Source organism: Streptomyces gelaticus (genome assembly GCF_014649535.1).
Lineage (GTDB): Bacteria > Actinomycetota > Actinomycetes > Streptomycetales > Streptomycetaceae > Streptomyces > Streptomyces gelaticus.
The window spans coordinates 515768-534779 of the sequence record NZ_BMTF01000001.1; the positions used below are offsets into that span (position 1 = coordinate 515768).

18 protein-coding genes and 1 pseudogene are annotated in these 19012 nt (G+C 72.6%); 16 read left to right on the top strand and 3 right to left on the bottom strand.

The features are described 5' to 3' along the window. The first annotated feature begins 2 nt into the window (after nt 1-2). From IE107_RS02345 to IE107_RS02380, 9 genes are all read left to right on the top strand, one after another. Entirely contained in the window at nt 3-1961 is a 1959-nt protein-coding gene (locus IE107_RS02345) for a dipeptide/oligopeptide/nickel ABC transporter permease/ATP-binding protein (RefSeq protein ID WP_189540401.1), read from the top strand. Beyond that, nucleotides 1958-2731 (top strand): ABC transporter ATP-binding protein, encoded by a 774-nt coding sequence (locus IE107_RS02350; protein WP_189540403.1) that lies wholly within the window; start codon nt 1958-1960, stop codon nt 2729-2731. The genes IE107_RS02345 and IE107_RS02350 overlap by 4 nt, the downstream gene beginning before the upstream one ends. Further along, nucleotides 2728-4668 carry a S9 family peptidase gene (locus IE107_RS34690; RefSeq protein WP_229866644.1) on the top strand — a complete coding sequence of 647 codons (1941 nt, stop codon included), beginning with the start codon at nt 2728-2730 and terminating at the stop codon, nt 4666-4668. The genes IE107_RS02350 and IE107_RS34690 overlap by 4 nt, the downstream gene beginning before the upstream one ends. 23 nt (nt 4669-4691) lie before the next feature. Further along, a complete protein-coding gene (locus tag IE107_RS34695) occupies nt 4692-6062 on the top strand; it encodes a serine hydrolase domain-containing protein (protein ID WP_229866645.1) in 1371 nt (456 codons plus the stop codon). Nucleotide 6063: 1 nt separating this feature from the next. After that, entirely contained in the window at nt 6064-7209 is a 1146-nt protein-coding gene (locus IE107_RS02360; protein ID WP_229866646.1) for a M20 family metallopeptidase, read from the top strand. After that, nucleotides 7206-8063, top strand: a complete 858-nt coding sequence (locus tag IE107_RS02365) for a GNAT family N-acetyltransferase (protein WP_189540405.1) — start codon at nt 7206-7208, stop codon at nt 8061-8063. Before IE107_RS02360 ends, IE107_RS02365 begins: the two co-directional genes overlap by 4 nt. Then, on the top strand, nt 8060-9166 hold the full coding sequence (menC, locus tag IE107_RS02370) for an o-succinylbenzoate synthase (RefSeq protein ID WP_189540407.1): 1107 nt from the start codon (nt 8060-8062) through the stop codon (nt 9164-9166). Before IE107_RS02365 ends, menC begins: the two co-directional genes overlap by 4 nt. 43 nt (nt 9167-9209) lie before the next feature. Then, entirely contained in the window at nt 9210-10808 is a 1599-nt protein-coding gene (locus IE107_RS02375) for a PucR family transcriptional regulator (protein ID WP_189540409.1), read from the top strand. Between the two features lie 132 nt (nt 10809-10940). Beyond that, on the top strand, nt 10941-11384 hold the full coding sequence (locus IE107_RS02380; RefSeq protein ID WP_189540411.1) for a nitroreductase family deazaflavin-dependent oxidoreductase: 444 nt from the start codon (nt 10941-10943) through the stop codon (nt 11382-11384). Nucleotides 11385-11466: 82 nt separating this feature from the next. Here IE107_RS02380 and IE107_RS02385 read toward each other — a convergent pair whose 3' ends face one another. Further along, on the bottom strand, nt 11467-12198 hold the full coding sequence (locus IE107_RS02385) for a flavodoxin family protein (RefSeq protein WP_189540413.1): 732 nt from the start codon (nt 12196-12198) through the stop codon (nt 11467-11469). A 180-nt stretch (nt 12199-12378) separates the two neighbouring features. Between IE107_RS02385 and IE107_RS02390 the strand changes: the two genes are divergently transcribed. The 4 genes from IE107_RS02390 to IE107_RS02405 all read left to right on the top strand — a co-directional run bounded on the left by IE107_RS02390 (nt 12379) and on the right by IE107_RS02405 (nt 15040). Continuing rightward, the gene (locus IE107_RS02390) at nt 12379-13056 is read left to right on the top strand and encodes an ABC transporter permease (protein ID WP_189540415.1); all 678 of its coding nucleotides are present in this window, start codon (nt 12379-12381) and stop codon (nt 13054-13056) included. Beyond that, a complete protein-coding gene (locus IE107_RS02395; RefSeq protein WP_189540417.1) occupies nt 13053-13730 on the top strand; it encodes an ABC transporter permease in 678 nt (225 codons plus the stop codon). Before IE107_RS02390 ends, IE107_RS02395 begins: the two co-directional genes overlap by 4 nt. Then, nucleotides 13727-14677 carry an ABC transporter substrate-binding protein gene (locus tag IE107_RS02400; protein WP_189540419.1) on the top strand — a complete coding sequence of 317 codons (951 nt, stop codon included), beginning with the start codon at nt 13727-13729 and terminating at the stop codon, nt 14675-14677. The genes IE107_RS02395 and IE107_RS02400 overlap by 4 nt, the downstream gene beginning before the upstream one ends. A gap of 87 nt (nt 14678-14764) precedes the next feature. Then, nucleotides 14765-15040: a DUF2087 domain-containing protein gene (locus tag IE107_RS02405; protein WP_189540421.1), complete on the top strand. Its 276-nt coding sequence runs from the start codon at nt 14765-14767 to the stop codon at nt 15038-15040. A gap of 14 nt (nt 15041-15054) precedes the next feature. Here IE107_RS02405 and IE107_RS02410 read toward each other — a convergent pair whose 3' ends face one another. Next, nucleotides 15055-16218 (bottom strand): ABC transporter ATP-binding protein, encoded by a 1164-nt coding sequence (locus tag IE107_RS02410; RefSeq protein WP_189540422.1) that lies wholly within the window; start codon nt 16216-16218, stop codon nt 15055-15057. Between the two features lie 106 nt (nt 16219-16324). Between IE107_RS02410 and IE107_RS02415 the strand changes: the two genes are divergently transcribed. Next, complete coding sequence (locus IE107_RS02415) at nt 16325-17620, top strand: alpha/beta fold hydrolase (RefSeq protein ID WP_189540424.1); 1296 nt, start codon at nt 16325-16327, stop codon at nt 17618-17620. A 72-nt stretch (nt 17621-17692) separates the two neighbouring features. On the opposite strand, the gene IE107_RS02420 is transcribed toward IE107_RS02415, so the two are convergent. Then, a complete protein-coding gene (locus IE107_RS02420; protein WP_189540426.1) occupies nt 17693-18265 on the bottom strand; it encodes a rhodanese-like domain-containing protein in 573 nt (190 codons plus the stop codon). Nucleotides 18266-18365: 100 nt separating this feature from the next. Between IE107_RS02420 and IE107_RS02425 the strand changes: the two genes are divergently transcribed. Together IE107_RS02425 and IE107_RS34700 are read left to right on the top strand one after the other, a co-directional pair. After that, nucleotides 18366-18644 (top strand): metal-sensitive transcriptional regulator, encoded by a 279-nt coding sequence (locus IE107_RS02425; protein ID WP_189540428.1) that lies wholly within the window; start codon nt 18366-18368, stop codon nt 18642-18644. Next, nucleotides 18641-18918: pseudogene (locus IE107_RS34700) on the top strand (hypothetical protein); the annotation flags it as partial. The gene IE107_RS02425 and the pseudogene IE107_RS34700, both read left to right, overlap by 4 nt. Nucleotides 18919-19012 lie beyond the last annotated feature (94 nt).

A 19012-nucleotide genomic window follows, 5' to 3' on the forward strand; every position in this document is an offset into this window, starting at 1 on the left:
CGATGTCTCATCAGGACCATGACGGCCCGCTGCGGAACCGGCTCGGCCGCACCCTCCGGACGCCGATCGGCGTCACCGCGGTCGCCGCCTGCCTGCTGGTCGCGCTCGTCGCCGTCCTCGGCCCCGTGCTGCTCGGCGACCGTGCCGCGCAGATCGACACGGACGCGATCAACCAGGGCAGCAGCGCCGCCCATCTGCTGGGTACGGACCAGCTCGGCCGGGACATCGCCGCCCGTGTCGTGGTGGCGACCCGGCCGACCCTGCGACTCACCCTGCTGGCCGCCGTGATCGGAGTCGGCGGCGGGCTGCTCCTAGGCGTCGCCCCGGCGGTCGTGGGCCGGCGCCCGGGCCGGCTGATCACCGCGACGGTCGGCGTACTGGTGGCCTTTCCGGGGCTGCTGTTCCTGCTCTTCCTCGCCACGATCTTCGGGGTGGGCACCACCGGAGCGGTGTTCGCCGTGGGGCTGGCCATGGTCCCGCCCATGGCCCGGCTGGTACAGAACCTGACGGCGTCGGTCGCGGGCTCCGACTACGTGGCAGCGGCACGGATCCTCGGTGTGGGCCGCTTCAACCTGGTGGTACGTCATCTGCTGCCCAACATCGCCGAACCGTCCGTGCTGTTCGCCACCCAGGCCGCCGGTGGCATTCTGGTCGCCTTCTCCGGCCTCTCGTTCCTCGGACTCGGCGTACAGCCCCCGCAGTACGACTGGGGGCGGCTGCTCAACGAACAGCTGAACCGCATCTTCGTCAACCCGGTCGCAGCCCTGGCGCCCGGCGCGGCGGTGATCCTGACGGGGCTGATGTTCGGTCTGGTCGGTGAGGTGCTCGCGCAGGCCGGTGGCCGGCGGGCGCCGCAGGCACCGGAGCCGGCGCCGCCGCAGCCGTCGAGGACGTCCGGGGACACGGCTGCCGACACCGACACCGACTCCGACACCGACTCCGACACCGACACCGACGCCGACGGCGGGGCCTTGGTCCGGGCGCGCGATCTGCGGGTGACGTTCCCCGGCGGACGGCAGGCCGTACGCGGCATCTCGCTGGACATCGGCGCGGGCGAGGCCGTCGGCCTGGTCGGTGAATCGGGGTCCGGCAAGAGCCTGAGCGCGCTGGCACTCGCCGATCTCGTTCCGTATCCGGGCAGCGTCTCGGCCGGGACCCTGCGCTTCGACGGGAACGACCCGCGGGCGGACCCGCGGCTCGGCACCGAACTGGCCATGGTCTTCCAGGACCCGATGGCCTCGCTGAACCCCGCCCTGCGCGTGGGCCGGCAGCTCGCCGAGGTGGCAGAGGTGCACCTGGGGGCGGGCCGCGCACAGGCCGCGGCGCGCGCCGTCGACCGGCTCGGCGCCGTCCGCATCCCCCTGCCGGAACGCCGTGCCCGGCAGCGGCCGCACGAGTACTCCGGCGGGATGCGGCAGCGGGCCGTCATCGCGATGGGACTGATGGGGAAGCCGAAACTGATCATCGCGGACGAGCCCACCACCGCACTCGACGTGGCGGTCCAGCAACAGGTCCTCGGCCTGCTCGCCGAGGTGCGCGCGGACTCCGGCGCCGCGCTGCTGCTGATCTCCCACGACCTCGCCGTCGTCGCCCAGGTCTGCGAACGGATCCTCGTGATGTACGCGGGTGTGATCGTCGAGAACCTTCCGGTCACCGAACTGCTCGGCGGCGCCGCCCACCCGTACACCCGGGCACTGGTGGGGGCGGTCCCGACCATGACCACCGACCCCGGCATGGAACTGGCCACCATCCCCGGCCGGCCGCCGGAACCGGGGGAGACCGGCACGGGATGCCCGTTCGCGCCGCGCTGCGAACGCGCCCGGGACCGCTGCCACGAAGCCGCCCCCGAACTGACCGGCTTCGGACCGGGCAGACAGGTCGCCTGCTGGTACCCGGTCGGGACGGAAGCGGCCGGCGGACCCGTCGCGGCCACGTCGTACGCAACGGAGGCACGGTCATGAGCTCACTCGAACTGCGCGGGATCACGGTGCGCTACGGCCGGTTCACCGCCGTGGAGAACGTCGACCTGCTGGTGCCGGAAGGAACGGTGACCGGACTGGTGGGCGGGTCGGGGTCGGGGAAGTCGACCCTCGGCAGGGCCGTCGTGGGGCTGGCGCCGACGCAGTCGGGGCGGGTGCTGGTCGACGGGACCGAAGTCGCGCGCCGGCGCGGGCGCAGCCCCGTACAGCTGGTCTTCCAGAACTCGTACGCCTCGCTCGACCCGCGTATGACCGTCGGCGCGTCCGTGGCCGAGGCGCTGTCCGGCGGGGCGCCCGGGCGCCGGGCACCGGCCCGCGAACGCCGCGCCGCGCGCGACGCGGAAGTGGCGCGCTACCTCGAACTGGTCGGCATCGACCCCGCCCGCGGCGCGCGCACCCCGGACGCCCTCTCCGGCGGACAGCGCCAGCGGGTGGCCCTCGCCAGGGCCCTGGCCGCCCGGCCCGCCGTGCTGATCGCGGACGAGATCACCTCGGCGCTGGACGTCTCCGTACAGGGCGCGGTGCTCAATCTGCTGCGCCGCCTCCAGCGCGAACTGGGTTTCGCGATGCTCTTCATATCCCACAACCTCGCGGTCGTCCGCTACCTCTGCGACCAGGTCGCCGTGATGGACGGCGGACAACTCGTCGAGCGCGGCCCCACCGGACGGGTGCTGGAGCACCCGGAGCACCCGGTCACCCGCGACCTCATCTCCTGTGTACCGGACCTTGCCCTCGCCGAGGAGGCGTCATGACCCGACCGCTGACGATCGACGACTTGTACCGGTTCGAGATTCCGGGCGATCCCGCGCTGTCGCCCGACGGCGAGCGTGTCGCGTACACCCTGACCACCCAGGACGCCGGAAATGACCGCGTGATCCGCTCGATCTGGGAGGTACGTGGCGGGGGCGGCCCGGCCCGGCGCCTCACCCACGGACCGGCGGACACCGCGCCACGCTGGTCCCCGGACGGGACACGGCTGGCCTTCTTGCGCGCCGGGCAGCTCCAGCTGCTGCCCGCCGACGGGGGAGAGGCCGTGGCGCTCACCACGCCCGCCAACTGCCCGGCCGGGGCGGGCACACCGGTCTGGAGCCCGGACGGGTCACGCATCGCCTTCGCCGCCCCCGAGGCGTACCGGGAGGACAGCGCGCCGGTGGTCATCGACGCCCTCGGCTGGAAGGCGGACGGGGCGGGCCTGATCGGCTCGCTCCGGAGTCAGCTGTTCGTGGTGGAGGTGGACTCGGGCGAGGTCGTACAGCTCACCGAGGGCGACCGGCACGTCGGCCCGCCGAGCTGGTCGCCCGACGGCACCCGGCTCGCCTACCCGGCGCAGACCACTGCGGACGCCGCCGTGTTCGGTCCCTCGGCCGCCCATGTCGTGGGGGTCGGGGAGAACGCGCCCGAGCCCCGCCGGGTCGGACCCGCCGACGGCCTCGCCGGTCCGGTGGGCTGGTTCCCCGACGGGTCAGCGCTGCTCGTCGTCGGCCGGACCTCGTTCGGCGTCGGCCACGCGGAGCTGCTGCGCCAGCCGATGGACGGCTCCGCGCCGGTGTCCCTCAGCGCCGCCCTGGACCGCAACGTCATGGGCGGCGGCCCCGGATACCCGGGCGCAATGCCGCAGTTCCACGGCGACGACATCCTGTTCTGCGCCAGGGACCGGGGCGCCACCCGGCTGTACCGGCTGGGCGCGGACGGGATCAGCGCCTCCCCGCTGCCCGCCGGCACCGGGGTCAGCGGATGCTCGGTCGCCGCCGGGGCCGGCCGGGCGGCGGTCGTGGTCTGTGACGCGACGCGCTTCGCCGAGGTCGTGCTGCTCGACCTGGACGCCTGGACGTCCGGGGAACCGGAGCCCGCGTCGGCCGGGCCGCAGCCCGCGCGGCTCACCGACCACATGGCCCGGTCACTGCCCGGGATCACCCTCCACCCGTTCACCGAACGCGAGTTCACCGTCGCGGACGGCACGGCCGTGCACGGCATGATCACCCGCGCCGCGGACACACCCCCGGGCGGCCCGCTCCTGGTCGATGTGCACGGCGGCCCGCACAACGCCTGGGCCCCGCACTCCGACCCGGTCCACCTCTACCACCAGGAACTGGCCTCGCGGGGCTGGACGATCCTGACGCTGAACGTCCGCGCCAGCGACGGCTACGGCGAGGCGTTCTACACGGCCGCCGTGGGCGCCTGGGGCGAGACGGACGAACAGGACATCCTGCAACCGGTCGCCACCCTCGTCGACGAGGGGCTCGTCGACCCGGAACGGATCGCCCTCACCGGCTACAGCTACGGCGGCTACCTGACCTGCTGGCTCTCCACCCGCAGCGACCTGTTCGCCGCCGTCGTACCGGGCGGCGTCCTGGTCGACCTGAAGAGCATGGCCGGCACCTCCGAGGAAGGCCATCTGATCGCCGGTCACGAGATCGGCGGCCCGGAACGGCTGACGGAACTCTCGCCGATCAGCCATGCCGACGCGGTACGCGCCCCCACCCTGATCCTGCACGGCGGCGCGGACGACACCTGCCCGGTGGGCCAGGCCGAGCAGTGGTTCCACGCGCTGCGCACCCGGGACGTACCGGCCCGCCTGGTCGTTTACCCCGGCAGCTCCCATCTCTTCCTCCTGGACGGCCGGCCCTCGCACCGGGAGGACTACTCCCGCAGGCTTGTCGACTGGGTCACCACGCACACCAACCGCTGAACGAAACGGAATCGGAGCACGACATGACCGACACCACCGAGCTGTCAGCCCGCTGGACCACCCGGCTCACCGAACTCGCCGCCCGCCACTGCGTCCCCGGCGCCGGCCTCGCGATCCTGCACCGCGGTGAGATCGTCGCGGAGACCGCCGTCGGCCTGGCCAACACCGAGGCCGGGATCGAGGCGACCACCGACACCCTCTTCCAGATCGGCTCGATCTCCAAGGTCTGGACCACGACGGTGGCCATGGCCCTGGTCGACGAGGGCCTGCTCGAACTGGACGCCCCCATCAGCTCCGTACTGCCCGAACTGCGCCTCGCGAGCGAAGAGTTGACGCAGGGGGTGACACTCCGGCACCTGCTGACGCACACCAGCGGCATCGACGGCGACCTCTTCACCGACACCGGCCGGGGCGACGACTGCCTGGAGAAGTACGTCGCCCTGCTGGGCGACGTCACCCCCAACCACCCGCTCGGCGCCACCATGTCGTACTGCAACGCGGGCTTCACCCTGCTCGGCCGGGTGCTGGAGGTCGTCACCGGCGTCCAGTGGGACGAACTGATGCGCGAGCGCCTGTACCGGCCGCTCGGCCTGACGCACACGGCGACCCTGCCGGAGGAGGTGCTGCGCCACCGCGCCGCCATCGGGCACGTGGGGAGCCCGCCGGAGCAGGCCCCGGTCTGGGGGCTGATGCGCTCGGCCGGACCGGCCGGACTGATCTGCTCCACACCGCGCGAAGTACTGGAGTTCGCCCGGCTGCACCTCGACAAGGGCGTCACCGGCAACGGCACCAAGCTCCTCTCGGAGGAGTCCGTGGCCGCCATGCAGACCCCGCAGGTGAAGATCCCCGACCCGCACATCCTGGGCGACGCCTGGGGGCTCGGCTGGTTCCTCGACACCTGGGACGGGCACCGGGTGTACGGACACGACGGCGGCACCATCGGGCAGAGCGCCTACCTGCGGATCCTGCCCGAGGCCGAGCTGGCGATCTGTCTGCTCACCAATGGCGGCGACACCTCGGCCCTCTACCGGGAGGTGTACGCGGAGATCGTCCAGGAACTGGCCGGGGTGACGATGCGCACCACCATCGAGCCCGCTACCGAGCCGGTGGCGGTGGACCCCGCCGACCACGTAGGCGTGTACCAGCGGCTCTCCAGCCGGGTGGAGATCGTGGAGCGGGACGGCGGCCTGGTGATGCTGGACCGGATCACCGGACCACTGGCCGAACTGGCCCCCGACACGGAGAAGGAGTACGAGCTGCACCCCGTCGAGCCGGGGCTGTTCGTCGTGCGGCGGCCGGGGTTCGATCTCTGGGTACCGGTCGTCTTCTACACGCTCGACGACGGCACTCCGTACATCCACCACGGTGGCCGCGCCACTCCCAAGGTGGGCTGACGTGACCGCGATCGTTCCCGCGCTGGAGGCCGGGCTGCCGGGCCTGCTGGCCGACATCGAGGAACTGGTCCGCACCGAATCGCCCAGCGAGGACCTGACCGCGGTCACCGAGTGCGCGCGCGTCGTCGCCGGGATCGGCACCCGGCTGACCGGAGCGGCGCCCGAGTGGATCGACGGCTCGGGACGGCCCGCCCTGCGCTGGCGTTTCGGCTCCGGCGACCGGGTGCTTCTGCTCGGCCACTTCGACACGGTGTGGCCGGTGGGCTCCCTGGCCCGCCACCCCTTCGAGGTCGCCGGGGGCCGGCTCACCGGCCCCGGCTGCTTCGACATGAAGGCAGGTGTGGCGCAGCTGTTCCACGCGTTGTCGGCGCTGGACGAGCTGGACGGGGTCTCGGTGCTGCTCACCGGCGACGAGGAGATCGGCGCCCCCACCTCGCGCGCCCTGATCGAGGCCGAGGCCCGCCGGACCCGGGCCGTACTCGTCCTGGAGGCGAGCGAGGGCGGCGCGCTGAAGACCGAGCGCAAGGGGATGTCCGGCTACGGGCTGACCATTGCCGGACGCGCCGCGCACGCCGGTCTGGAACCCCACAAGGGCGTCAACGCCACCACCGAACTGGCCCACCAGGTCATCGCGTTGTCCGCGCTCGCCGACCCGGCGGCGGGCACCACCGTGACACCGACCGTGGCCTCCTCGGGCACCACGCGCAACACAGTGCCCGATGCGGCCCGGCTGATGGTCGACGTGCGCGTGGCGACGCCCGCCGAACAGGACCGGGTGGACCGTGCCGTGCACGCCCTCCGGCCGGTGCTCGACGGCGCCTCGCTCACGCTGTCCGGCGGCCCGGACCGGCCGCCGCTGCCCGCGACCGCCTCGGCCGAGCTGTTCGAACTCGCCCGTGACCACTACGCGGAGCTGGGCTTCGGCGCCCTGCGCGGTGTGGCGGTCGGCGGAGGGTCCGACGGCAACCTCACCGCCGGAGCGGGCACGCCCACGCTCGACGGCCTGGGGGCGGTGGGCGGCGGGGCACACGCCGACGACGAGCATGTGATCGTCGCCGAACTTCCCCGCCGCGCCGCACTCGTGGCCTCCCTGGTGTCCTCGCTGCAGCGGACGTCACCGGCCGGCCCCGGCAAGGTGGGACCGTGAACGCCGCACAGGCGGCTGCCGCTACGGCCGCGGCGGCCCTGGCCGCCGAGCGCGCGGGCGTCACCATCAGGGAGCTGCACGGCCTGGACGAGATGCGCGAGGCGTGCCGGGTACTGGACCGGATCTGGCGCCCCGATCCCGGAAACCCGATGATCACCCCGGAGTTGCTGCGGGTCTTCGCCCACTGCGGCAGCTATGTCGTCGGGGTCGAGCGGGGCGGCCGGATGACCGGGTTCTGCCTGGGCTTCCTGGCCAGCGCCGGACTTCATTCGCACATCGCCGGAGTGGACGACAGCGTCCGGGGACGCAAGGCCGGCTTCGCGCTCAAACAGCACCAGCGGGCCTGGTCCCTGGCCCGCTCCATCACCACCGTCACCTGGACCTTCGACCCGCTGATCGGCCGCAACGCCTACTTCAACCTGGCCAAACTGGGCGCGACGCCCAGCGAGTACCTGGCCGACTTCTACGGGGCCATGCGGGACGAGGTCAACGCCGGGACCGAGACGGACCGGCTGATGGTGCGCTGGGAGCTGACCGACGAGCACGCCGTCGGATCGGCCGCGGGCACACCCCACATCGTCACCGTCGACGGCGCGGGTGACCGCACCGTGGTCGCACTGGACGCCGGACCCGACGGCAGCCCCGTCGTCGGGCGGCAGGACGGCGACACCGTCCTGGTCCGGATCCCCGCCGAGGCCGAGGAACTGCGCCGGACCGACCCGTCCCTGGCCCGCGAATGGCGGTACGCGCTGCGCGAGGTACTCGGCGGGCTGATGGCCGAGGGGCACACCGTCACCGGATTCACCCGGGACGGCTGGTACGTGATCGACAGACGTCAGGAGAGTCAGCCATGAAGCTCGTCGGTGTGGAACTGCGCCGGATCGCGATGCCGCTGGTCGCACCGTTCCGGACCTCGTTCGCCACGATGACCACCCGGGAGATCCTGCTGGTCAGGGTCGAGACCGAGGACCACGAGGGCTACGGCGAATGCGTCACCATGGCCGATCCGCTGTACTCCTCGGAGTACACCGCGGCCGCCGCGGACGTGCTGCGCAGCTACCTCGTTCCCGCCCTCGCCGCCCTGCCGGACCTCGACCCCTGGGCGGTCGCCCCGGCACTGGCCGCGTTCAAGGGCCACCGGATGGCCAAGGCCGCCCTGGAGACCGCGGTCCTCGACGCCTGGCTGCGCTCCCACGACCTGTCGATGGGCCAGTGGCTGGGCGCGACGGCCGAGCGGGTGCCGGCCGGGGTGTCCGTCGGCATCATGGACTCCGTCCCGGCACTGCTCGACGCCGTCGACGGCTACCTCTCCGAGGGGTATCTGCGGATCAAGCTGAAGATCGAGCCCGGCTGGGACGTGGCCCCCGTGCGCGCGGTCCGCGAACGCTTCGGCGACGACGTACCGCTCCAGGTGGACGCCAACACCGCGTACACCCTCGCCGACGCCGCACAGCTGGCCCGGCTCGACCCGTACGGGCTGCTGCTGATCGAACAGCCCCTGGACGAGGAGGACATCAGGGGCCACGCGGAACTCGCCCGGCAGGTGCGCACCCCCATCTGCCTGGACGAGTCGATCGTGTCCGCCCGTTCGGCGGCCGACGCCCTCGCGATGGGCGCCTGCTCGGTCGTCAACATCAAGCCGGGGCGGGTCGGCGGCTATCTGGAGGCCCGGCGGATCCACGACGTGTGCGCCGCAAACGGTGTCCCCGTCTGGTGCGGAGGGATGCTGGAGACCGGCCTCGGCCGGGCCGCCAACGTCGCCCTCGCCGCACTGCCCGGCTTCACCCTGCCCGGCGACACGTCGGCGTCCGGCCGGTACTACCGGACCGACATCACCGAGCCGTTCGTGCTGCGGGACGGCCATCTCGACGTGCCGCGGGGACCCGGCCTCGGAATCTCCCCGGCCCCGGGGCAGCTGGCCGAGGTGACCAGGTCGACGGAATGGATCGGCCGATGACCGGCCCCGCCCCGCACGGACCGCGATCAACTACCTTGTGAAGATGACGGAGCAGCCACGGGCCGTGCTCGGCCGGATCCTCAATGATCTCGGCTCGACGCTGATCGAAGTGGTGGCCGGGGAGGCCGACCCGGCCCGCACCGTCAGCGGGGTACTGATCCAGGACCCCCTGGACGAACCGGCGCGGCTGCCCGGAGCGGTGGTGCTCGGCGTCGGTGTGTACGGCGCCGAGCCGGTCGCCGCCCTGGTCGACAGGGCCGCCGGTCTCGGCGCGGCGGCCGTGGTGGTCCGCTCCCCGGTCCCGGTGGACGGACCCGTGTCCGAGGCGGCCGCCCGCACCGGTCTGACCGTTCTCGGCCTGACGCCCGGCGCGTCCTGGGCCCAGGTGGCCGCGCTGCTGCGGTCGCTGCTCGCCGTCGACGAACTGGGCACGGTGGGCGGCCCCGACGAGGCCGACGGCGCGGAGCCGCTCGCCGGGGACCTGTTCGCCCTGGCCAACGCGACGGCCGGGCTGCTGGACGGCCCGGTCACCGTGGAGGACCGCGGCGGGCGGGTGCTGGCCTTCTCCAGCCGGCAGGACGAGGGCGACAACGACCGGATCGCGACCGTCCTCGACCGCCAGGTGCCCGCCGGGAAATTGCGCGCCCTGGAGGAACGCGGAGCCTTCCAGGCCCTCTACCGCAAGGAGGAACCCGTCTATGTCGACGGCGTCTCGGACAAGCCCCGGGTCGCGATCGCCGTCCGGGCGGGCGGCGAGATCCTGGGTTCGATCTGGGTCGTCGTCGACGGACCACTGAGCGCGGACCGGACGCAGGCCCTGCAGGAGGCGGCGAAGGTGACGGCCCTGCACCTGCTGCGCCGCCGCACGGGCGAGGACGCCGAACGCCGGCTGCGCGCGGATCTGCTCGCCACGGTCCTGGAGGGCGGTGCGCACGCACCGCAGGCCGCCGTACGGCTCGGCCTGGCCGCCCAGCCCGCCTGCGTACTGGCGCTCGCGGTGACCGGCGAGCAGTACGCGCCCGACCGGGTGGCCGCCGGCCTCCGCGTCGCCGAGGCGCTCACCCTGCATCTGGCCGCGATCCATCCCCGTACCGCCGCCGCCACACTCGGCCCGGTCACCTACGCGATCCTCCCCGCCGGCTCGGACGAACAGGGACTCCGGGTGGCCGAGGCGTTCCTCGGCCGCATCGGGGACCGGGTGCCCGCGGTCATCGGGATCGGCAGGCTCGCCGCCCGTCCGGCGGAGCTGCGCCGCTCGCGCGCCGACGCGGACCGTGCGCTGCGGGTCCTCGGCTCCGGCCGGACGCAGCGCAGGGCGGCCCGGCTCTCGGACGTCTACGCCGCCGCGCTGCTGGAGGAGCTGACGGACCGGATGGCCGCCGAGGACGACCTGCCGGACGGCCCCGTCATACGGCTGCGCGCCTACGACGCCCGGCACAACACGGCCCTCACCGACACCCTGGACGCCTGGCTGAGCACCTTCGGCGATGTGGCCGCCGCCGCTGCCGCCGTACACATCCACCCCAACACCTTCCGCTACCGGCTCAAGCGGCTGGCCGTGGTGGCGGGCATCGACCTCGACGATCCGGAGGCACGGTTCGAGGCGATGCTGCAACTGCAGCTGAGACCGCCGAACTCCTGAGTCGGATCACTCCGTCGCCGTGCCGCACGGAGCCACCCGGGCGCCGGGCAGACGGAATGGTGCGAGAGTTTCCCGGAGCAGCGGGACACACCGACACCCGGGTGTCCGGAAGCCGACGATGGGACAGATGCCATGCCTCTGCAGGGAGAGTACGAGCCGAGCCCCGAACAGTGGGTCCGCGACCAGGTCGAGCTGTTCGAGAGCTCCGGCGGCACCGAGGGAACCACGATGCGGGGCATGCCCGTCATCATTCTCACCACCCGCGGGGCCAGGAGCGGGAAGATCCGCAAGACCCCGCTGATGCGGGTCGAGCACGACGGCACGTACGCCGTGGTCGCCTCGCTGGGCGGCGCCCCCAAGCACCCCGTCTGGTACCACAACATCGTGGCCGACCCCCGGGTGGAGCTCCAGGACGGCCCGGTCCGCCAGGACATGAACGCCCGCGAGGCCACCGGCGAGGAGAAGGCCCTCTGGTGGCGGCGCGCGGTCGAGGCGTTCCCCGACTACGCCGACTACCAGCTCAAGACCGACCGGCAGATTCCGGTCTTCGTCCTCGAACCGGCCGGACAGCACTGACGACCGAGGGCCGGCGCTGCCGCCGACCGTCGGGGGAGGCGCGGGCCGGCCCGCCCGCGCCCCGCCCGTGGCCGGGGCACGGTCAGCGGTGCTCCGGATTGGGAGCGTCCGCACGGCAGCCCGCATCCCACGCCGAGCGCTGATTGCCATGGGCCGGGATGCCGCCCGCGCGCTTCAGCATCGCGGCGAGGTGCATCAGGTTCCAGGCCATGAACGAGGTGTTGCGGTTGGTGAAGTTGTTCTCCGGACCACCCGACCCCGGGTCCAGGTACGAGGGGCCGGGCCCCGCCTCCCCGATCCAGCCCGCGTCCGCCTGGGGAGGGACCGTGTACCCCAGGTGCTGGAGGCTGTAGAGCAGGTTCATGGCGCAGTGCTTGACCCCGTCCTCGTTCCCGGTGATCAGACAGCCGCCGACCCGGCCGTAGTACGCGTACTGGCCCTTGTCGTTGAGGATGCTGGAACAGGCGTAGAGGCGTTCGACGACCCGCTTCGTCACCGAGCTGTTGTCGCCCAGCCAGATGGGCCCGCACAGCACCAGGATGTCGGCCGCCATCACCTTCTCGTACAGTCCCGGCCAGGCGTCCAGCTCCCAGCCGTGCTCCCGCATGTCCGGCCAGACGCCCGTCGCGATGTCGTGGTCGACGGCCCGGACCACCTCGGTGCCGACGCCGCGCTCCTCCATCACCGCACGGCTGCGGTCGATCAGCCCCTCCGTGTTGCTGACCTCCGGGGAGCGCTTGAGGGTGCAGTTGACGTACAGCGCACGCAGGTCGTCGAAGCGGTAGGCGTCGTCGGAGGGTCCGGACGGCGGCATTCGGGGCTCCTTGGCGGGCACAGGGAACGCGGGACGTGGACCCGGTCTACCGCCAGGTCCGGCCGTACCGGGCGGTAGACGCGCCGATGCCCCCCCGTACGCAGCAAGTCCGGCACCGGAGCGCCCCGGACAGCCGATCAGGACGCGCGCCCGCGCCGCCCCACGCGCTCCAATGGACGGGTGACCGCGCCCCCGGACGACTGCCTGGCACGCAACGAGTGGCTCTGCGGGGCCTATCTCTCCAGCCGTCGCGAGATCCTCTGGGACGCCGTCGTGCAGCACCTCCAGCTCACCGCCGTCTCCGTGCTCATCGGCCTGGTCCTCGCCGTTCCCCTCGCCCTCGCGGCGCGGCACCGGCGCTGGGCGGCGGGCCCGGTGCTCGCCGTGACGACCATCCTCTACACCGTGCCGTCGCTCGCCATGTTCTCGTTGCTGCTGCCGGTCTACGGACTCTCCGCCTCGCTCGTCGTCGCCGGGCTCGTGCTGTACTCGCTCACCCTCCTCGTACGGAACATCCTCGCCGGATTGCGCGCGGTGCCCGAGGAGACCCGGCAGGCCGCGCGCGGCATGGGGTACGGGCCCCTGCGGCTGCTGCTCGCCGTGGAGCTGCCCCTCGCACTGCCCGCGGCCATGGCCGGACTGCGGATCGCGACCGTCTCAGCGGTCTCCCTGGTCACGGTCGGCGCGATCGTCGGCCACGGCGGGCTCGGCAACCTCATCTACTCCGGGATGAACACCTACTTCAAGGCCCAGGTGCTCACCGCCTCCGTCCTCTGTGTCGTCATCGCCGTCGCCGCCGACCTGCTGCTCCTGCTGGCGCAGCGACTGCTCACCCCGTGGACCCGGAGGCAGTCGTGAACACCCTCGCCGACGCCTGGTCCTGGCTCACCACCGCCGCGAACTGGTCCGGTGACGGCGGCATCTGGCAGCGGCTGGGCCAGCACCTGTTCCTCACCGTCGTCTGCCTGCTGATCAGCTGCCTGATCGCGCTGCCCGTCGCGCTGGTGCTCGGCCATCTCGGCAGGGGCGGCGCACTCGCCGTCAACGTCTCCAACATCGGCCGGGCCGTGCCCACCTTCGCCGTGCTGGTGCTGCTGCTCCTCACCCCGATCGGCGGGCACGGCGAGTGGCCGACCGTCATCGCCCTCGTGCTCTTCGCCGTACCGCCGCTGCTCACCAACGCCTACGTCGGCATGCGGGAGGTCGACCGCGACGTGGTGCGTGCGGCCAGGGGAATGGGCATGACGGGCCGACAGCTGATGCTGGGCGTCGAGCTGCCGCTGGCCCTCCCGCTGATCCTCACCGGGGTACGGATCGCCGCCGTCCAGCTCGTCGCCACCGCCACCCTCGCGGCACTGGCGGGCGGCGGGGGACTCGGCCGCATCATCACGGCCGGCTTCAACCTCGCCTCCACCGCCCAGGTGGTTGCCGGGGCGGTCCTCGTCGCGGTCTTCGCGCTGATCGTCGAAGGGCTCTTCGAGGCGGCCCGGCTGCTCGTGCCCGGCCGGCTGCGCGGCGGGGGATCCGGATGAGGCCATGGGCCACCGTCCCCGTGCTGCTGGCACTGCTCCCGGCGGCCGCGTGCACCACCGGCCCCTCCCTGGAGAACCGGGGCGAGGTCACCGGGCCACCGGGCGACAGCAAGCACCTCACCATCGGATCCGCCGGCTTCACCGAGAGCGACCTGCTCGCCCGGATGTACGCGCTGCTGCTGGACCGGGCCGGCTACTCCACGAAGATCATTTCGGTCACCAACCGGGAGATCTACGAACCGGCGCTGGAGAGTGGTCAGATCGATGTCGTGCCGGAGTACGCCGCCACCTTCGCCGACTGGCTGAACGCCAAGCAGAACGGGGCCGACGCCGCCCCGGCCGGTTCGCCCGACCTCGCCGCCACCATGAAGGCGCTGCGCGCGCTGGCCGCGCCGCGTGGCCTCACCGTCCTCGACCCCGGGCGCGCCGTCGACCAGAACGCCTTCGCGGTCGCCGCCCCGTACGCCGCCGAGCACCACCTCCAGACCCTCAGCGAACTGGGCAGGTCCGGCCTGTCCGTACGTCTGGCGGCCGGTGACGAATGCGTGCGGCGCCCCTACTGCGCGCCCGGTCTGAAGAAGACCTACGGCATCCGCATCGTTGCCGTGGACCCCAAGGGCGTCGGCACCACCCAGGCCAAGCAGGCCGTCCGCAACGGTCAGGACCAGATGGTCCTGACCACCACGACCGACGCCACGCTCGACGATTTCGGCCTTGTCCTGCTCGCCGACGACAAGCACCTCCAGAACGCCGACCACATCGTCCCCGTCGTCAACCGGTCCCGGGCGGGCAGCGAGGGCGTACGCAAGGCGCTCGGCAGGCTCAACACCGTACTGACCACCGCCGACCTGGCCCGGCTCAACGAGCAGGTCGACACCTGGCGGCGGCTGCCCGAGGACGTGGCGCGCAACTACCTGGAGTCCGAGCGCCTCGTCCCGCGCGGATGAGCGTGGGCTGCGGGCGGGTTGTGTGCGGGCCGTGGGTGGGCCGAAATTCCGTTGCCCGCACGCCGGGCGCCTGCGACCCTGCCTGCCATGTCCGACAACGATCAAAGCGGTCCGCACCAGGTCGAGGCGCTCTTCTCGCACGGCCGCCTGACGGCGATCCCCCGGAAGACGGCCCGTCGCGAGCAGTTGCTCGTCCACCTCTCCGAGACGCTCTTCGAGCGGGACCGGAGCTACACGGAGCGGGAGATCAACGACGCGCTGCTCACGGTGCACGAGGACTGCTCGGCACTGCGCCGCTACCTGGTCGTCGCCGGTCTGCTGGTCAGGCCCAAGGACGGCAGCAGCTACCGGCGCGGGCGGTAGCACCGGCTCAGCCCTCAGGCGTCCGCCACCGAGTCGAAGGCCACCTCGTCCCGGGCCACGCCCCGCGCGTCCGCGTCGACCGAGCGGCGCAGCGCCTCGTGGAGCTTGGCCGGGGTCAGCACGCCGAGGAACCGGGACCCGTCCAGTACCGCGATCCACCCCGCGTCGTGCTGGAGCATCTCGCTGAACGCCCGCTTCAGCGGGGCGCCGACCGGCACCCAGGCATCCATCCTGCGGGCCAGTTCGCCGACCGTGCCGTGCTCGCCCGCGATCCGCAGCGCATCCGCCGCCACCCAGCCGTGCAGATCGCCCTCGCCGTTCAGCACCACCGCCCAGCGGGCACCCGCGCCGCTCAGCCGTGCCGCCGCCGCACCGGCCGGCTCGTCCAGGCGGGCGAGCGGCGGCCCCTCCAGATCCTCCGGCTCGATCGTGGTCACCGAGAGCCGCTGCAGGCCCCGGTCGGCGCCGACGAACCGCGCCACGTACGGAGTGGCGGGAGCCCCGAGCACGGCGCCCGGGGTGTCGAACTGCTCGATGCGCCCCGCCCCGTACACCGCGATCCGGTCGCCCATCCGGACCGCCTCCTCGATGTCATGGGTGACCATCAGGACCGTCTTGCGGACCGTCGCCTGGAGGCTCAGGAATTCGTTCTGCAGCCGCTCGCGCACCACCGGGTCGACCGCGCCGAACGGCTCGTCCATCAGCAGCACCGGCGGATCCGCGGCCAACGCCCTGGCCACTCCCACCCGTTGGCGCTGACCGCCGGAGAGCTGCGCGGGGTAGCGGGAGCCGTACGTCTTCGGGTCCAGGCCGACCAGATCCAGCAGCTCGGCCGCCCGCTCCCGGGCCCTGGCCCGTTTCCAGCCGACCAGCGCGGGCACGGTCGCGGTGTTGTCGAGGACGGTGCGGTGCGGGAAGAGGCCGACCTGCTGGATGACGTAGCCGATCCTGCGGCGCAGCCTCACGGGGTCGAGACCGGAGACGTCCTCGCCGTCGACGAGGATCCGGCCCGACGAGGGCTCGATCAGCCGGTTCACCATCATCATCGTGGTGGTCTTGCCGCAGCCGGACGGTCCGACGAGGGTGACCAGCTCCCCCTCGGCGACTTCGAAGGAGAGATCGTCGACCGCGCTCGTACCGTCCGGATACACCTTGCCGACCTGCTCGAACCGGATCATGCCTGCACGGTAGGAGGCACCCGGGCGCCCCGCACACGGGCCGCGACCGACCGGGTCACGGCCGTGTGCTGAACTGTCCGTGGCCCATCTGATTCAGGAGCACCTTGTGAGCAGCTACCGGCAGCCCGGCATCGTCTTCACCGACCGCTATTTCACGGTCCCGCTCGACCACAGTGATCCGGGCGGCGAGCAGATCGAAGTCTTCGGCAGGCAGGCCGTGGCGAGCGGCAGGACCGACGAGGAGCTGCCCTGGCTGCTCTACCTGGAGGGCGGCCCCGGCTTCGGCGCCCGGCGTTTCGTCGGTGCGGAGGCCTGGCTGGGGCGGGCCGTACGGGAATTCCGGGTGCTGCTGCTCGATCAGCGCGGCACCGGCCTCTCCACCCCGGCCAACCGCCAGACCCTGCCGCTGCGGGGCGGCCCCCGCGAGCAGGCCGACTACCTCGCCCATTTCCGGTCCGACAGCATCGTGCGCGACTGCGAGCTGATCCGCCCGCAGTTGACCGGCGGCGAGCCGTGGACGGTCCTCGGCCAGTCCTTCGGCGGTTTCTGCGCGGTCCGCTATCTGTCGGCCGCCCCCGAAGGGCTCAAGACCGTCCTCATCACCGGTGGGCTGCCGTCCCTGGACGCACACGCCGACGACGTGTACCGCGCCGCCTACCCCAGGATCGAGCGCAAGGTCGCCGCCCACTACGCCCGCTACCCGCAGGACATCGAGCGGGCCCGGGAGATCGCCGCCCATCTGCTGGAGTGCCCCACCGACAGCGCCGGACACCGGCTGACGCCCGAGGGGTTCCAGTCCCTCGGCATCATGCTGGGCGGCGGCACCGGCAGCCACCAGCTGCACTACCTGCTGGAGAACGCCTTCGTCCGCACACCGCACGGCACCGAGCTCTCCGACACCTTCCAGGAGGCAGTGCGGACCGCCACCTCGTTCGCCGGACATCCGCTGTACGCGCTGATGCACGAGGCGATCTACGGCCAGAACGAGCAGCCCACCGGCTGGGCGGCCGAGCGGGTCCGGGCCGAATTCCCACAGTTCTACGCCGCCGCGGCGCTCAAGGGCGACGGTCCGGTGCTCTTCACCGGTGAGAGCATCCACCCCTGGCACTTCGAGGTGGACCCGGCGTTGCGCCCGTTGCGCGAGACCGCCGAACTGCTGGCCGCCCGTACCGACTGGGCGCCGCTGTACGACACCGAGCGTTTGGCGGCCAACCAGGTGCCGGTCGCGGCCGCCGTCTACCACGACGACATGTACGTCGATACGGAACACGCGCTGCGCACGGCGGCGTCGATCCGGGGCCTGCGGACCTGGGTGACCAATGAGTTCGAGCACGACGGGCTGCGCGCGGGCGGGGAGCGGGTGCTGGACCGGCTGCTCGCCCTGGTCAGGGACGAAGTCTGACCGCTGCCACGAGCGGGCGGAGCCGGTCACGCGTCGCGCGGCCGGTTCCGCCCGCTCACGGCACCACGGGTGTCAGCTCTGAAGGGCGTGCAGCGCGGCATCCAGGCTCGTGTCCGAGCGAGGGGCCCGGTTGTACGGCAGCTTCGACAGAACCGCGGCCATGCCGCAGGTGTTGGTCACGGCGGAGAACACGAGACCGGAGCCGACACCGGCGGAGATCCAGCGCGCCGCGGGGAAACGCACTCCGGCGAGCAGACCGGCCACCACGAGCGAACCGGCGGCGAGCCGGACCTGACGCTCCATCGGCCAGGTGGCGCGGGCCCCGGCGGGGTGGTCGAGATCGCGGCCCTCGCCCTCCCAGGCCGAGGTGCCGCCGGAGAGCGTCGTGGCCTCGATGTCGGCGGCGGCGAGAATGTCGCAGGCCCGGGTGGAGCGGACACCGGAGGCGCACACCATGAGCAGCGAGCCGCGGGCCGCTGCGGACTTCAGGGCGGGCACGGCCTCGGAGAGGCGGTCCAGCGGGATGTTCAGCGCACCGGGGACATGTCCGGAGGCGTACTCGCCGGGAGCCCGCACATCGATGACGGTGAACTCCGCGAGGCGCGCCGCGGCCTGGGCGGGGGAGAGGGAGACGGGGCTGGTCACGAGCAGTGTTTCCTTTCGTTCACCGGGGCTCGGGACGGACGCGGTCCCGCTTTCCCCGGTCGGGCTAGAATACCCCTTGGGGTATCAGAAGGAGGATGTTGTGGAACTCGACATGGCGGCCGACGAACTGAAATCGGTCCTCAACCGCCTTCGCCGCGCACAGGGCCAGCTCGCCGGGATCATCAGGATGATCGAGGAGGGCCGGGACTGCGAGGACGTGATCACGCAGATGTCGGCCGTGTCCCGGGCGCTCGACCGGGCCGGTTTCGCGATCATCGCGACGGGCCTTCAGCACTGCATGGCCGACGGTGGTCAGGAACCGGCGGACCGCGACCAGATGCGGGCCCGGCTGGAGAAGCTCTTTCTCTCGCTGGCCTGAGCCGGCCGGGGCGACGCCACGGGGCCGGTCACGGACGGTCGGGGTCGAAGCGGATCGAACCCCTGCCCGCGGACCGGCGGCGTGCCCTCGCCGTGGTCGCCCACCCGGACGACATGGAGTACGGCCGCGCGGCGGCGATCGCCGGGTGGATTGACGGCGGGCCCCATCCGCAGGCAACCGCCCCGAGCTGGTCGTGACGCTCGGTCACCGGGACGCCTGGGGCGGTGTGGCGTGGCACACGCCCGACCGCCGGGCGGTCGGGCGCGCCACCCTGACGTAGGACCCGCTGAGTCCGGTCGGGCTGCGTTCGGCATTCCGTTGCGGAATTCCGGCCCCGCATGTTCGGTGTCATGCATGCACGGGTACGG